This is a genomic window from Nostoc sp. ATCC 53789 (genome assembly GCF_009873495.1).
GTDB classification, from domain to species: Bacteria; Cyanobacteriota; Cyanobacteriia; order Cyanobacteriales; family Nostocaceae; genus Nostoc; species Nostoc muscorum_A.
Map to the genome: position 1 here is coordinate 6124126 of NZ_CP046703.1, position 15674 is coordinate 6139799.

General features: G+C 42.0%; 9 protein-coding genes. 2 read left to right on the plus strand and 7 right to left on the minus strand.

Going from position 1 to position 15674, the window contains the following annotated elements:
• Window positions 1-181: 181 nt before the first annotated feature.
• Entirely contained in the window at window positions 182-415 is a 234-nt protein-coding gene (locus GJB62_RS25395; protein ID WP_147262572.1) for a hypothetical protein, read from the minus strand.
• A gap of 52 nt (window positions 416-467) precedes the next feature.
• Between GJB62_RS25395 and GJB62_RS25400 the strand changes: the two genes are divergently transcribed.
• Entirely contained in the window at window positions 468-6563 is a 6096-nt protein-coding gene (locus GJB62_RS25400; protein WP_114085173.1) for an SdiA-regulated domain-containing protein, read from the plus strand.
• A 431-nt stretch (window positions 6564-6994) separates the two neighbouring features.
• Here GJB62_RS25400 and GJB62_RS25405 read toward each other — a convergent pair whose 3' ends face one another.
• On the minus strand, window positions 6995-8437 hold the full coding sequence (locus tag GJB62_RS25405) for an MlaD family protein (RefSeq protein WP_114085174.1): 1443 nt from the start codon (window positions 8435-8437) through the stop codon (window positions 6995-6997).
• Window positions 8438-8551: 114 nt separating this feature from the next.
• On the minus strand, window positions 8552-9334 hold the full coding sequence (locus tag GJB62_RS25410; RefSeq protein ID WP_114085175.1) for an ABC transporter ATP-binding protein: 783 nt from the start codon (window positions 9332-9334) through the stop codon (window positions 8552-8554).
• 756 nt (window positions 9335-10090) lie between these two features.
• Between GJB62_RS25410 and GJB62_RS25415 the strand changes: the two genes are divergently transcribed.
• Window positions 10091-11134 (plus strand): low specificity L-threonine aldolase, encoded by a 1044-nt coding sequence (locus tag GJB62_RS25415; RefSeq protein ID WP_114085176.1) that lies wholly within the window; start codon window positions 10091-10093, stop codon window positions 11132-11134.
• A 101-nt stretch (window positions 11135-11235) separates the two neighbouring features.
• Here GJB62_RS25415 and GJB62_RS25420 read toward each other — a convergent pair whose 3' ends face one another.
• The 4 genes from GJB62_RS25420 to GJB62_RS25435 form a co-directional block, all read right to left on the minus strand.
• Window positions 11236-11676, minus strand: coding sequence for a thermonuclease family protein (locus GJB62_RS25420; RefSeq protein ID WP_245246006.1), 441 nt, complete (start codon window positions 11674-11676; stop codon window positions 11236-11238).
• Between the two features lie 82 nt (window positions 11677-11758).
• A complete protein-coding gene (locus GJB62_RS25425; RefSeq protein ID WP_114085178.1) occupies window positions 11759-12322 on the minus strand; it encodes an HD domain-containing protein in 564 nt (187 codons plus the stop codon).
• An 83-nt stretch (window positions 12323-12405) separates the two neighbouring features.
• On the minus strand, window positions 12406-13671 hold the full coding sequence (locus GJB62_RS25430) for a GAF domain-containing sensor histidine kinase (RefSeq protein ID WP_114085179.1): 1266 nt from the start codon (window positions 13669-13671) through the stop codon (window positions 12406-12408).
• Window positions 13672-14302: 631 nt separating this feature from the next.
• Window positions 14303-15412: an S-(hydroxymethyl)glutathione dehydrogenase/class III alcohol dehydrogenase gene (locus GJB62_RS25435; RefSeq protein ID WP_114085180.1), complete on the minus strand. Its 1110-nt coding sequence runs from the start codon at window positions 15410-15412 to the stop codon at window positions 14303-14305.
• Between the last annotated feature and the right edge of the window lie 262 nt (window positions 15413-15674).

Consider the following 15674-nt stretch of genomic DNA (forward strand, 5'->3'; position numbering starts at 1 on the left):
ATGCCAAATATTTGTTTTTTTAACCTTTTGCTAGCTGTTCCTTAAACTTACCGGGATAGGTTGAAGTTGATAAGTACGAATTAATACTAATAAAGTATGTAGCTATTTTTTGCTAGTTACTTCGGTCTTTCATGCCGATCTTGTCTCATGTTCGCCCAAATACTGAAGTAAGTTTTTGCATCTATCCTTTTGTAGTTATGGGAGCGATCGCCCTACAAATCAGTGTGATCTCTCTTTTGGTCTGGGGAAAGGTTAAAGGGCAAAGGGGGAAAGGTAAATTCAAACCCTTTCCTTTTCCCCTTTCCCCCTTAACCAAAAAATATTGGTAGCGATCGCTTTTGGACTGTTTACGAAGTGCGGACAAATTTGGATAAATCCCAAGAGCGATCGCACTTAGTACATCGCTTCGGATCATTTGGTTGATTTTTTGAGAATCTGAAACAAACTAAAGAGGTTAAATAATTCCTATGGCTTTAACACAAGGGGATATTGCTTTTATATCCTTCAATGCCGATGAAGATGGCTGGTCTATTGTTACATTTGTAGATATCGATCCGAACACGACGATTTATTTCACTGATAACGAAGCTACTAGCACGACAGCTTTTAATACTGGTGAGTCTTATTTTCAATGGATATCAGGATCTAGTACGATAAATGCTGGTACAGTAATTCGCTTTACTGGAGTTGATGTTGCCACCCTTGCTGCATCAGTTGGAACTCTCTCTCGTGCTACGGTATCAGGTAGCAGTAACTACGGTCTCTCTGCAAGTGGTGACGTTATCTATGCTTTTCTTGGCTCTAGTGCAGCTGCTCCAACTACGATTTTAACTGCGGTATCATCAGGAGATGTTGTAACGCCTGGTGATCCAATTGCAAATGCAGGATTAACGGTTGGAGTTAACGCAATAGTATTAAGAACTAGTGCTGACTATGGTGAATATAGTGGCTCTAGAACTGGACAATCTAGCTTTGCAAACTATAAATCTTCAGTCTTTAATGTTAACAACTGGACGGTTGATCAAACTGATGGTAACTATACCACAACTGCTCCAAATACCACGAATTTTGCGATCGCCGCACCCAGCCCCACTGTCACCATCGCAGCCCAAGATGCCAACGCCGCCGAAGCTGGGACTGACCCAGGTATTTTTCGCATCTCTCGCACAGGCAGTACCACCGATGCCCTAACGGTAAATTACAATGTTGCCACGGGTGCTGGACAAGCCACAAGCGCAGATTACACACAAAACCTAACAGGCACAGCAACTATCGCTGCCGGAGAATCTTTTGTCGATGTCACCATTACACCTGTAGATGATCCGACAGTTGAAGGAACTGAAAGCGTCACTCTGAATCTGAATAGCAGCGCCGACTATACTCTGGGTACTGCTACTACTGCAACAGTGGCGATCGCTGACAACGATACGGCGGCAACTTCTATCGATCTCTCCACCTACGTCCGTATCGGGCGTTACGACCTACCCGAACCTACCCGAACCACTGCACCAACAAACAGCTTGCTGGCTCAAGAAGTCTCGGCAGTTACCTATAACAAGGATACCGACACGCTGTTTGTTGTCGGCGATGGCGGCAGAGCGATCGTGCAAGTATCGAAGACGGGACAATTAATTGACTCAATGACGTTAGGTCTTGGCAACAGTCCTCAAGGAACAGAATTTTACGATACAGAAGGGCTTACCTATGTCGGTGACGGTAAGTTTGTCTTGATCGAAGAGCGAGACAGACAGGCTAATTTGTTTACCTATGCCCCAGGAACCACCCTTACCAGAAGCGATGTCCAGACCGTAAAACTCGGTACAACGGTTGGAAATATTGGGATTGAAGGTATCTCCTATGACCCACAGACTGGTGGCTTCATCGCAGTTAAGGAGATTACACCCGAAGGAATTTTTCAAACAAACATCGATTTTGCGGCGGGAACTGCCAGCAACGGTTCGCCCACCACAGTCAACTCTACCAACCTTTTCGATCCAGCATTGGCTGGGCTTGCGGACTTCGCGGATGTTTTCGCATTGTCGAATCTATCAGCCTTGAACGGGCAACCCGACTCCAGCCGCCTGCTGATCTTGAGCCAAGAATCGGGCAAAATCGTCAACATCGATCGCACTGGGAATATCTCTAGCTCATTAACCATCGCCTCCGACGCAGGTAATCCTTTGTCCGTTGTGGATCAGGGGAATGAAGGAATCACGGTAGACAAGGATGGATTGATTTATGTCGTTAACGAGAATGGCGGAGGTGATATCGATCACCCTCAACTTTGGGTCTATGCACCATCCTCATTTACTTATGCGAATCAAGCCCCTATAGCCGTCAGCCTTGCAAATACCGTCACCAGCTTGTCAGAAAGCACCAGTACTGCAACTCCCTTTAAAGTCGCCAACATTATCGTCAGTGATGACGCTCTGGGAACAAATACCCTCAGCTTGACTGGTGCAGATGCCAACTCTTTTGAGATTACGGACAATGCTTTGTTCCTGAAAGCGGGAACCACTCTAGATTTTGAAACTAAGACCAGCTACAACGTCAGCGTCAATGTAAATGACGCGAGTGTTGGCAATAACCCAGATGCAACTACGGCATTTAGCTTATTAGTAACCGATGTAAATGAGAATCCCACCACAGGTAGTATCTTCATCACTGAAGTAGCTCCTTGGAGTAGTGGCAATTCCCCCGTCGCCGCAGACTGGTTTGAGCTTACCAACAAGGGTTTGAGCGCCGTAGATATCACGGGCTGGAAAATTGACGACAACTCCAATAGCTTCGCCTCCTCTGTCGCCTTGAGCGGTATTACAACTATCGGTGCAGGTGAATCGGTAATCTTCATCGAAGGAGCTACCGTCAATTCTACTTTCCTATCCAACTGGTTCGGCGCAAACCCACCAGCCGGCTTGAAAATCGGCAACTACTCTGGTGCCGGCGTGGGCTTGGGTGCGGGTGGTGATGCGGTGAATATCTATAATTCCACTGGTGCTTTACAGGCTAATGTCGTCTTCGGAGCATCTCCAGCCGCAGCCCCATTTGCCACCTTTGATAATGCCGCCTTGTCAAACAATGCCACGATCGCAACGTTGAGCGCTGTGGGAGTCAATGGTGCATTCGTCGCTGTAAATTCAAACGTGGAAATCGGCTCTCCTGGAACGATTGTTTCCTCTCTACCTACAATTGCGATCGCAGCCACTGATGCCAACGCCGCAGAAGCTGGCACTGACCCTGGCACTTTCCGCATCTCTCGCACAGGCAGTACCACCAATGCCCTAACGGTAAATTACAATATTGCCACGGGTGCTGGACAAGCCACAAGCACAGATTACACACCAACCCTAACAGGCACAGCAACGATCGCTGCCGGACAATCCTTTGCGGATATCACCATTACACCTGTGGATGATCCGACAATTGAAGGAACTGAAACCGTCACTTTGACTCTAAATAGCAGCGCCAACTATACTCTAGGTACTGCTACTGCAACAGTAGCGATCGCTGATAATGACGCAATTCGGATTCACGACATTCAAGGTGCTGGGCATATCTCAGCCTTGAGAGGTCAAACCGTTAGCAATGTAGCGGGAATTGTCACGGCTACAGCTAGTAATGGTTTCTACTTGCAAGACCCTAACCCAGATAGCGACGTTCGCACTTCTGAAGGTATTTTCGTCTTCACTTCAGCAGCACCAACTGTATCCGTTGGCGATTCCATATTAGTCAGTGGAACAGTCACGGAGTTTCGTCCCGGTAATAATGCCAATAACCTGACGGTGACAGAAATTACTAGCCCCACAATTGTCACCGTTTCCACTGGCAATGCTTTGCCAACTGCGACAATTCTGGGCAATGGCGGCAGAGCTATCCCAACTACAGTCATCGATAACGATACTACTGGGAATATCGAAACTGGAACGACCACCTTTGACCCTGCCCAGGATGGCATCGACTTCTACGAAAGTTTAGAAGGAATGCGAGTACAGGTTAATAACCCAGTCTCCACTTCACCCACTGGAAACTTTGGAACATCACAAGAAATTTGGGTACTAGCAGACAACGGAGCAAATGCCACTGGGCGCACAGTTCGCGGTGGTAGCCTAATTAGTGCCTCAGATTTCAATCCTGAGCGGATTCAAATCGATGATCTCAACAATGCCTTAGTGCTACCTGAGATTAATGTTGGTACGCAACTTAGCACTGTTACTGGTGTCGTTAACTACGACTTTAGCAACTATGAAGTTTTAGTATCGGCTGCTCCCACAGTAGTACAGAACAGTACCCTGCAAAAAGAAGTCACCAATTTAACTCCCACCACTGACCAATTGACAGTTGCTACCTTCAACGTCGAAAATCTTGACCCAAGCGATGGGGCAACCAAGTTTAACAACCTTGCCAGCCGCATTGTCAATAATCTGAAATCACCAGATATCATTAGTCTGGAAGAAATTCAGGACAATAATGGGGCAACTAATAATGGTGTAGTTGATGCCAGCACCACCTTCCAAACATTAATTAATGCGATCGCTGCTGCTGGTGGCCCCACATATCAATATCGCCAAATTGACCCAGTAAACGGTACAAATGGCGGTGAACCTGGGGGAAATATCCGAGTGGGCTTCTTATTTAATCCTGCTCGTGTCAACTTTGTAGATCGCCCCGGTGGTACTTCCACCTCCAGCACCACAGTTAGCAACGTCTCTGGTTTTCCTACTCTTTCTGATAGTCCTGGTTTGATTGACCCCACCAACTCGGCTTTTACTAGCAGTCGCAAGCCGTTAGTTGGTGAATTTACTTTCAAGGGTGAAACTGTTTATATAATTGGCAACCACTTCAATTCTAAAGGTGGCGACCAACCATTATTTGGCGTGAATCAACCGCCAACTCTCACCAGCGAAGTCCAGCGTCAGCAACAAGCTACCTTGGTGAAAAATTTTGTCCAAAGTATTTTAGCGATCAACCCTAATGCCAATGTAGTAGTAGCGGGTGACTTGAATGACTTTGAGTTCTCCAACCCAGTCACCACTCTAGAAAGCGCTGGACTGACTTCCTTAATTGAAACTCTGCCTGCAAACGAGCGTTACACCTACAACTTTGAAGGCAATGCCCAAACACTCGACCACCTTTTAGTTAGTAGCAACTTGCTTGGCAAGCTAGATGCCTATGATGTCGTTCACGTCAACTCAGAATTTGCCGATCAAGATAGCGATCACGACCCTAGTGTGGCTCGGTTTAATTTAAATGATGCTCCCACAGCAATATCATTGAGTGCTACAAATATCAATGAAAATGTGGCTGCCAATACTGTAATTGGTACATTTAGTACTACAGACCCGGACACCGGCAACACTTTCACTTACAGCTTAGTTTCTGGAACTGGTGATGCTGATAATGCTGCTTTTGCGATCGCAGACAACACCTTAAAAATCAACGCTTCCCCAGACTTTGAAACCAAATCTGCTTACAGCATTCGGGTACGCAGCACCGATAATGGTGGACTTTCCCTTGACAAGGCATTGACCATCCAAGTTAACGATGTCAATGAAGCTCCGACGGTAGTGCAACCCCTTGAAGACAGAATCATCTCCACAAGCAAGCTTTTCTCTTTCAACGTTGGTGACAAATTTGCTGACATCGATCAAGGCGACACCCTTACCTACACTGCTACGGGCTTACCGACTGGATCTGATATCGCTAACACGGGTCTGATATTCGGCAATATCTCCCAAGCTGGCATTTTTGCCGTCACTGTTACCGCTACTGATAGCAAAGGTGGCAGTGTTAGCGATACCTTTGACCTGACTGTTGCCAATAACAAGGCGACATCCGGCAATGACATTATCTTTATCGACCAACTTGTTGGTGTGAGCGTATTCAATGCTCTAGGTGGCAACGATCGCGTGATCGGCACTGATGCCAATGAGACACTCAGTGGTGCAGCAGGCAATGATTACATTGATGCCAAGGGCGGTAATGACTCTCTCTTGGGGAACGATGGCATTGACACACTTTTAGGCGGGGCAGGTAATGACATCCTCGATGGTGGAGCAGCCGATGACATTCTTCTAGGTGAACTTGACAATGACACACTTCTCGGTGGAGCAGGTAATGATAGCCTCGATGGTGGAGCAGGTAATGATAACCTCAATGGTGGAGCAGGTAATGACATCATTCTAGGTGGACTTGGCAATGACATCCTGGCCGGAGGTGGTGGCAGTGACCACCTGATTGGTTGGGGAGGTGGTACAAACGAAATTGACCAACTCAACGGCGCTCAAAGTGCAGATACTTACATTTTGGGTGATGCTAGTTCAGTTTTCTATGCCAAATCTGGCAATGGAGACTACGCCGATATTGTTAACTTCAAAGCAAGCGATCGGATTCAGCTGAAAGGATCTGCTGACAATTACTTCTTGGGGTCAGCATCAGTATCTGGATTTAGTAGTTCATCTGTGGGTATTTTCGCCAATAATGGGACGCAATTAGAATTAATTGCGGTTGTGGAAAGCGGATTAAACCGCAATTTGGCAACAGATACTCGGTTCGTGTTTGTCTAAGTCTACTTTTTCTAAGATAAAAAGGTGCGTTATGCCTTTGCTTAACGTACTGTGACAAGCTAAATCAAAATGATGCGTTACTTCGTTAACGCACCCAATAGCGCAATACTCAAGTTTAAGTCTGTCCCTTTCTGAGTTGGAGAGGGATAGATTTTCCAATACAGTTTTGTTAACGTTTTAATATTTTGAATATCCTCCCAACCCCAATAGAGTTCAGATAAGAGCAAAACACTTGTAGAGACGGCGATTTATCGCGTCTCAAAACCCCAAAATTTTTGCCAGTAATCCTTAAATGAACCGTATTCGGTTCCACCGTTGAACGATTGCGCTAAATTAGACATCTAGTAAAAAAAAATGTAGAGACATTGCAATGCAACATCTCTACAAAAGTTTCAAGTCACGCATCATTAATTTCTGGAGATGTCTATTGCCTATTTTTCCGTCTCCAGTTGATCTCGTTGCTTACCATACTCCCGCAGCTGTTTTAACAAGACTTCTTGGGATGAGTTAGGAATAGACGGACTGGGGGTTGGCTGAAGGTTGATATCACTACTTTCAAAATTAGCAGGTGAAGGATTAACTTCATAGACGGGTAGTGACTTGTCATTAGACATTGCTTGTTGGGTTGGTGCTGGGGTAGGAATTATTAGATTATTTGGTTTTCTCACAGCAGCTTTGACCGAATCTAGAGTAGTCGCAACTTGTACTTGTTGCTGCATATCTTGTGTAGAAGAGACTAAACCACTTAAACCATTCACCAATTGCCGCAAATTTTTTCGGAAATTAGGATCGCCTGTCAATTCATCCAAATCAGATGTAATTTTTTGGGTATTTTCAAAGGTGACTCGTGCTGAATCTAAAGTTTGTTGCAGCAGCACCGCATTTTTGGGATCGTTTAAAGTTTTAGAAGCATCGCGTAAATTAGCTGAGGCTTGCGCTGCATTTGCTGAAAGAGCTTCTAAATTATTGAGTAATTCTCCTTGAGTCAATCGATTGACAGATGGTGATAGGCTACTGACTGTAACACGTAGTTGGTTGCTGGTTTCGGTGATATTATTTAAAGCGCCAACCAGCGAAGAACGATTTGTTGTCACCAGATTATCCAGGTTGTTGAGCAAACGATTTGCTTGAGTTGCAGTTGCACCGAATTTATTTACTGTTTGATTTGCAGATGTATTAAGTTGGTTTGTCGCTCGTTGCACTGAATTAGCAGTGGCTGAAAATGTATTTAATTGTTGTCGCAAGCTTTTAGTCAAACCTTGTAAATCCTGACTTAGTTCAGTAAAACTAGATGCTGCACTTGTGGTAGTTTCTAGAACCCTATTGACATTTCTATAAAATTTGGGGTCATTGTATGATGAGGCTAGATCGGTTGAACTGCGAATTAATTCATCAACACTGATGCCAATCTGACCTTTTAAGCGAGAGCCATTACAGACAATCAAACTGGAATCGCAACTTTTATCTAGGGGTCTAGCAATTACAACCCCAGGAGGTAAAGTTGTTTTTGGTGTAATGTCAATAATACTTTCGCTAATTAATCCACTTTGATTAGCTTCCACCACGACATTCCGGGGGATAATTAAGTCAGTTTGGGCAATTTCAATTTCTATATCAATCGCATTCGCTTTTGGTAGAACCTGAGAAATAGTTCCTACTTTAACACCTCGATAGCGAACTATTGCTCCCTTTTGCATTCCGCCAGCGTTAGCAAATTCCACAATAATTTTGTATGAACGGCCAGCAGCAGTAAATCTATTTAACCACAAAAAGAGTAACCCAAATACTCCTAGTCCTACCAGGAGCAACAACCCCACAGAGCCTTCTCTAAATGTTCGCCCAGACGCGAAGCGGCTTGTCATAAGACCTCGCATATTTTTCCTCTACCCAATAATTAGTTATGAGTTGGGAGTTTTGAGTTAGGAGTTATGAATTGAATTTAACTCTCATTCCTCATTTTTCACTCCTCACTTTTCACTTTTCAGTTTCTAACCGACGACTTGAATCGGCCCTTGCACGCTTCCACTCATAAATTGTTTGATCAAGGGATTTTCTGTGTTGTATATCTCACTAACTGTACCCTGCCACTGCACTCTACCTTCATAGAGAAATATAAGTCTATCAGCAGTACGGCGAATAGTACTGTCTTGATGGGTAACAACAGCGTATGTACTACAAACTCCATTCAAACATTGCAAATAGCGGATTAAATCTTCGATTACAGTTGAGGCAATAGGATCGAGTCCGGCTGTTGGTTCATCGTATAATAGAACTTCTGGGCCTTCTGAGGGATTATCGGGGTTAGACATGATTGCACGGGCAAAACTTACCCGTTTTCGCATTCCCCCGGAAAGTTCGGCTGGGTAAAGGTGGCTTATTGATGGCAAACCGACCATTTCCAATTTTTCTTTTACCAAATCTCGAATGCGCGATCGCGGCAGCTTTGAATTTTGATAAAGTAAAAATCCCACATTCTCCTCCACCGTCAGCGAATCAAATAGCGCCGCCTGTTGAAACACCATACCAATGCCAACTGGCTGTCCACTATCCTCAATCAAACCGTCCCGCCGCACTCCTTGCACATAAATTTCTCCTTCATCAGGAGCAAGTAACCCCGCCATTACCCGTAGAATTGTTGATTTACCAGTCCCTGATGGCCCAATAATCCCTAGTGCTTCTCCCCGGTAAATGGTCAAGTCTACATTATCTAGAACTTTATGGCTACCAAAGGACTTAGAAACACCTTTTAGTTCAATCAATGGTTCAGTCATTAGTTATTAGTCATTAGTCATTGGTGAGCCGGTGCCTTGGGCAGGTTCCCCAATTTGTACCCTTACAAGGAAGCAAGCTACTGGCAGGGCATTGTATAGTACATTATAAGTATATGATTGGCATTCTAATTAGCAAACTTTATTTTTTTAGCATAATATTTACTTATTTGCCATTTTCAATGTCCCAAAATCTCCTCAACCCAAAGCTGAGAAATACACCGTAGTAACTTAATGTCTCAGTAAAGAGAAACTAAAACTCCAGTTTTCTGTGGACATTAGCAAATCCATTTAATAGTATATTCATCCTATTAGAGGCTATAACTACTCAAACAAAAGCCAATAAATGATTAACCGTTTAATGTAAGATATAGCAATTTTATTTTTGAAATTCAAATTTTGCGAACTACTAACTTATCTTAAAAGCTAGTATTATAGTTATTTAAAAATAATTTACAATTGCTCTACAAATATAGCGGTTCTTGCTTGGGTACAGTACAGTTTTTACCTCTCTCCAAACCTCTCTCCTAAAAGGAAAGAGACTTTGAATCTTACTCCCCTTCCCTTGAAGGGAAGGGGCTGGGGGTTAGGTTTGTATTCCATGCAATTGGGAACCGCTATATTTAATTGATTACTATTAGCAGAGTTATTATCTAATTTGAGATATTAATAATATTTTTCCTAAATCTTGTAGTTGTCAAATACAAAAAATATTTACTAATATTGTAATAATTACTAAGAAAAATCAAAGTAGAGATTATGAGTAGCAACTTAGAACAGTTTGCAAGTGATAATTCTTCTGGTATTTGTCCAGAGGCACTGGAATATACGATTAGAGCAAATCAGGGTAGTGTTCCAGCTTATGGGAATGATGAATGGACTCAAAAAGCAACAGATTATTTTCGAGAACTCTTTGAAATTGATTGTGAAGTATTTTTCACCTTTAATGGTACAGCCGCAAATTCTTTATCTTTAGCTGCCCTTTGTCAGTCATATCACAGTGTGATTTGCCATGAAACATCTCACATAGAAACAGATGAATGTGGCGCACCTGAGTTTGCATCTAATGGTTCTAAACTTTTACTCGCTCAAGGGAAAAATGGCAAGTTAACATCAGAATCTATAGAGGCAATTGTCACTAGACGCACTGATATTCATTATCCAAAGCCTAAAGTTATTAGTATTACCCAATCAACTGAATTAGGAACTTTATATTCTATTGAAGAACTTCTAAAAATTAAAGAAGTAGCGAAAAAGTATAATTTAAAAATTCACATGGATGGCGCTCGTTTTGCAAATGCAGTTGCCGCTATGAATAAAAGCCCTGCTGAAATTACTTGGAAAACTGGAGTAGATGTATTGTGCTTTTGTGGTACTAAGAATGGAATGGCATTAGGTGAAGCAATTCTTTTCTTCAACAAAGAGTTAGCAGAAGATTTTGATTATCGATGTAAGCAAGCAGGTCAGTTAGCTTCAAAAATGCGGTTTATTTCTGCTCCCTGGTTGGGTTTATTAGAAACTGGTGCTTGGCTAAAAAATGCTAGACATGCTAATCAATGTGCTGAATATTTAGAAAATAAACTGTTAAATATAGAAGGCGTTGACTTGATGTTTCCCAGAGAAGCCAACGCCGTATTTGTGAAATTACCTGAACAAGTCATTCACACCTTAAAAGCAAATAACTGGCAGTTTTATACATTTATCGGTGTGGGAGGAGTACGTTTTATGTGTTCTTGGAACACTACACAATCAAGGATTGATGAATTGATTGATGATATTAAAAAAGCAATCATAGCTATCTGATTGGTAAAAATTCGTATTATCCAGATATCCGATTTCTTTAAAAAGTCGGGTATCTGATATCAATTACATCTGGGGTTCCTCCCGAACAACCTGATTTGATATTATTTTTCATGAAACTTCAATTGCATCTTTGATTGCTGCCACAATCCCAGGTGCTTATTTTTAGCATTGGCTTCTGCAATTAAATATTGGGTTTTGCTTTCGTAGCAATTTTGTAAAGATTCTCTGTCAACGACAGCATTACCTGACTCTACCAAAAGGAGATTTACTGACCGATTATCCACAAACACTTCACCAACTGTACGACCATTTTCGAGTTGTTCTATGCTTCTAATCACAACAGGAGTTTTAGGTGGTAGTAGGTGTTTTAACCTTTGTGTCGCTGCTAAAGTATACACCTGTCCAGCCGCTTTTGGTGCATTAATACACGCTAGCCTGACTGGAATTGTTTGTCCGACATTATTTTTAACTAAAATTGTGTTTCCGTCTGTAACACCAACTACTGTAGCTAGCACCAACATTAGTTCAAGTAATTCCATCATTTTGTATGTAAGAATTTATGCATGAATATCATGTTATTGCAGTGCTTAGGTTGCTAGTGTGATTTGACTCACAAAAGACTATTTAATTGATAAATGCTTTGTAATCTTCAATTAATTTTGCCAAGCGGGAAGCAAGAAATGGGCTTGCATCCTGCAAAGCTTCATAAATCTGAATACCTTCTTCTCGATATCGAATAATTTTGTCTTGAGTCCAATAATGTGGTGGTGCTTGCAGGTTAGTAATTCTATCTGCTAATTTCACCATCCATATTTCTTTTGGTTGCTTTTTTATCCTTTGTAAACTATCTGCCATTTGGAGATTTTTTGCTAAATTTTCATCTTTAGTCAGTGCAAGTACACCATTAGCTACTGATTCACCAAATTCAATTCTGATTTCCTCAAACGTTGTATTAGTATCTTCGATTGTGTCATGCAAAATAGCACATTGAATAGCAAGATTTCCATCATGTTCTGTTTCCACACTTAGGGCTGCAATTACTTCCATACTCACAAGATTCAAGTGCATAAGGTAAGGTATTTCTGAACCTGCCATTTTTTGACCTTGATGTGCGTATGCTGCTTTCTTTAAGGCTTTAATGTAAATTTCTTGTGACCAGTTTTTTGGGCTGAGTTGATATTTTTGCATTTATCGATTTTTCTCATGAAGTGATGCAATTCTATGTATCACAATCCTAAATAGGATAACCGTAGCAGAAGAAGTACTTGATATCAAGGAACTACAGGTAATTGAACACTCACGGTAGTACCTGTTAAGAGGTCAGAACAGATTGATAGTTCTCCATTATGAGCATTGACAATGCGTTTGGTAATAGCAAGCCCTAAACCAGTGCCACAAGGTTTTGTGGAGAAGAATGGCTGAGAAAGCTTGCTTAGAAATTCTGATGGAATTGGTTCACCGCCATTGTGAACATTAATATAGACTTTATTTATATGGGAACAATCGACTTTACATTTAACAATATCTCCTGGTGCAACTGCCTCACAAGCATTACGAATAATGTTAATAAATACTTGTTTAAGTTTGTCCTTATCCCCTAAAACTTTTACTATAGGTAACACCGGAACAAATTCAATTTTTCGTTCCAGAGCTTCTGGCATTTCATGAATGTATGCCAGCAATTCATGAATGAATTCATTCACATCTAACTCACAAAGCTGCAATACTTGGGGCTTGGCGTATAGCAAAATTTCACTTAGCAGACGCTCCAAACGGCTAGCTTCGCTCAATGCCAACGCCAATCGCTCTTGAGCAGATTCTGTTAAAATGCTTTTTCGGAAATACTTTAATCCCATAATCATTGTAGTCAAGGGATTACGAATTTCATGCACAATCATGGCGGCGAATTCACCAATAGCTGCCAATCGTTCCTGTTCTAAAAGCTTGGCTTGGGTTGCTTGTAATTCTGCGGTGCGTTTTTCTACCTCAGCTTCTAAAATATGATTAAATTTGCACTGTTGTTGATAAAGATGATAGTTGTCAATTGCTGTTGCGGCTCGTTCAGCAAACAATTCCACTATTTGGATATCTTCTTTTGTAAAATCACGCGGTTGGTGATGAAAAGAACAGATAGTGCCAATTACCTTGTTTTCAGCAGTCCGCAGTGGTATGCCTAAATATGCACAATAACCTTCTGGAGCCTGTCCATATTCTGGGTGTTTTTGAGCATCTTTCACGGCTAATGAGTGACCCATTTGAATAACAGTACCAGTTAATAAACCATGTAGTGAATAAATATGTTCACCCTCGCCCATTTCAAGACTACTAGCTAGAACCGTTTCAAACCCCTCCTGGCAAAAAGTAACAACTGTCCAATCAACTCCAATAAGTTCGCTGACTCCACAGGCAATATTATGCAAATAGCTACCTAGTTCACCAGTTCGATAGTTTAAAGAAGACAAACGGATTATAATTTGCCGCTCACGCTGCCAAGTTTGGTTGTGCAACAATATTTCGTCATCACTAGTTTTGCTCATGGATACTTATTGCATAGGTTATGAAAATAATTTCAAAAATCGACTGGATAGTTATTTTGACCAAGCTGTACTATTTTGAGAGAAAGATTCTACTAGACACATTATGCTATTTACATACAACCAACTGATTAATTTTTAGTTGAATAAATGCAAAAATATACCACAATGATATATTGAAAAATAAGTGATGTCATCGTGAGTAAAGTCAAACAATCTCAGAGTGTTATGTAGCGTAATCTATCGGAGATATCGCTTGGCTTGAGTTTACTCGATTTACGATGATATGGTTAAGTTTATTTATATCTAAACCTCATCTATGTTGAAACCTAGAGTTTTTTAAACGATATATTTATGTAGGTTGGGTGGAGTGAAACGCAACCCAACATTACCATCTTATTTATGTTGGGTTACGCGATCGCTGCACCCAACCTACAAAACTACGGTTCTCAAAGTAGACGAGGTTTAGCTCAGAGTTGTTAGCGAAAAAATAAGCTTTAATTTTGGAATTTTGAAATTTTATTTAGGCTAAAACACAAGATTTTATCTTGTGTTTTAGCTTAAGTTAACACAACTGACAGATATACTTCCCTACTGTTAATTTTATTTTGAGAAAAAGCTTTGAATCTAACAGCTAAAAAGTCACCACACTCCGAATTGATTCACCTTTGTGCATCAATTCAAAAGCATCATTAATTTGTTCAATCGGCATCACATGGGTAATTAAATCATCAATATTTATTTTGCCTTGCATATACCAATCAACAATTTTCGGCACATCTGTACGCCCTCTCGCACCTCCGAATGCTGAACCTTTCCAAACGCGCCCAGTTACTAATTGAAAAGGACGAGTACTGATTTCCTGTCCAGCGCCAGCAACACCAATAATCACGCTGACACCCCAACCTTTGTGACAGCATTCTAATGCTTGACGCATAATTTTGACATTACCGATACATTCAAAACTGTAATCAGCACCGCCTTTTGTTAAGTCAACCAGATAGGGAACTAAATCACCCTCTACTTCCTGGGGATTGACAAAGTGCGTCATCCCAAACTTTTCCGCCAAAGCGCGTTTGCTGGGATTAATATCCACCCCGACAATCATATTCGCCCCTACCATCCGCGCTCCCTGGATGACATTTAAGCCAATACCACCCAAGCCGAAAACCACTACATTTGATCCTGGTTCCACTTTGGCAGTATTGATAACTGCGCCAATACCAGTAGTAACACCACAGCCAATGTAACAAACCTTTTCAAATGGGGCATCTTCTCGAATTTTTGCCAGGGCGATTTCCGGCAGCACCGTATAGTTGGCAAAAGTGGATGTACCCATATAATGATGAATCATCTGCCCATCAATGCTAAAGCGACTGGTGCCATCGGGCATGACACCGCGTCCTTGAGTTAAGCGAATGGCTTGACAAAGATTAGTTTTGAAGCTGAGACAATATTCGCACTGGCGGCATTCGGGAGTATATAGGGGAATCACATGATCCCCTGGTTTGAGACTGGTGACACCAGCGCCTACTTCTACGACCACACCAGCGCCTTCATGCCCCAAAATAGCCGGAAATAAACCTTCGGGATCGTCACCAGATAGGGTAAAAGCGTCGGTATGGCAAATCCCACTGGCTTTTACCTCAACTAACACTTCGCCAGCTTGTGGCCCCGATAGTTGAACGGTTTCAATCGTTAACGGCTTACCTGCGCTGTAAGCCACTGCTGCTTTAACTTGCAACCTCAGCCCCTCCTATATATAGTTAATAGTTATTTGACGTTCTCCACCGTGGTTGAAGACGGGAATTCTTTCACTTTTAGGACTTACGCAAAACTACACGCGGTAAGGCAATATCCTGCGGGTACTCGTTGGAGAACTCGTAATGTAGCCGCTTTGCGTCTACATGAATTACCCTATCGGAAAATAAAAGTTTAGGCTATTTTTTGTGTAAGTCCTGACTTTGTTAAAATATCATTCTCTCGCTAGATTGGTTAAGGCGGCG

Bases quoted from the DNA above. Each gene is read 5' to 3' on its own strand.
- GJB62_RS25395 (WP_147262572.1), bottom strand. From the start codon at position 415: ATGATCCGAAGCGATGTACTAAGTGCGATCGCTCTTGGGATTTATCCA.
- GJB62_RS25400 (WP_114085173.1), top strand. From the start codon at position 468: ATGGCTTTAACACAAGGGGATATTGCTTTTATATCCTTCAATGCCGAT.
- GJB62_RS25405 (WP_114085174.1), bottom strand. From the start codon at position 8,437: ATGCGAGGTCTTATGACAAGCCGCTTCGCGTCTGGGCGAACATTTAGA.
- GJB62_RS25410 (WP_114085175.1), bottom strand. From the start codon at position 9,334: ATGACTGAACCATTGATTGAACTAAAAGGTGTTTCTAAGTCCTTTGGT.
- GJB62_RS25415 (WP_114085176.1), top strand. From the start codon at position 10,091: ATGAGTAGCAACTTAGAACAGTTTGCAAGTGATAATTCTTCTGGTATT.
- GJB62_RS25420 (WP_245246006.1), bottom strand. From the start codon at position 11,676: ATGATGGAATTACTTGAACTAATGTTGGTGCTAGCTACAGTAGTTGGT.
- GJB62_RS25425 (WP_114085178.1), bottom strand. From the start codon at position 12,322: ATGCAAAAATATCAACTCAGCCCAAAAAACTGGTCACAAGAAATTTAC.
- GJB62_RS25430 (WP_114085179.1), bottom strand. From the start codon at position 13,671: ATGAGCAAAACTAGTGATGACGAAATATTGTTGCACAACCAAACTTGG.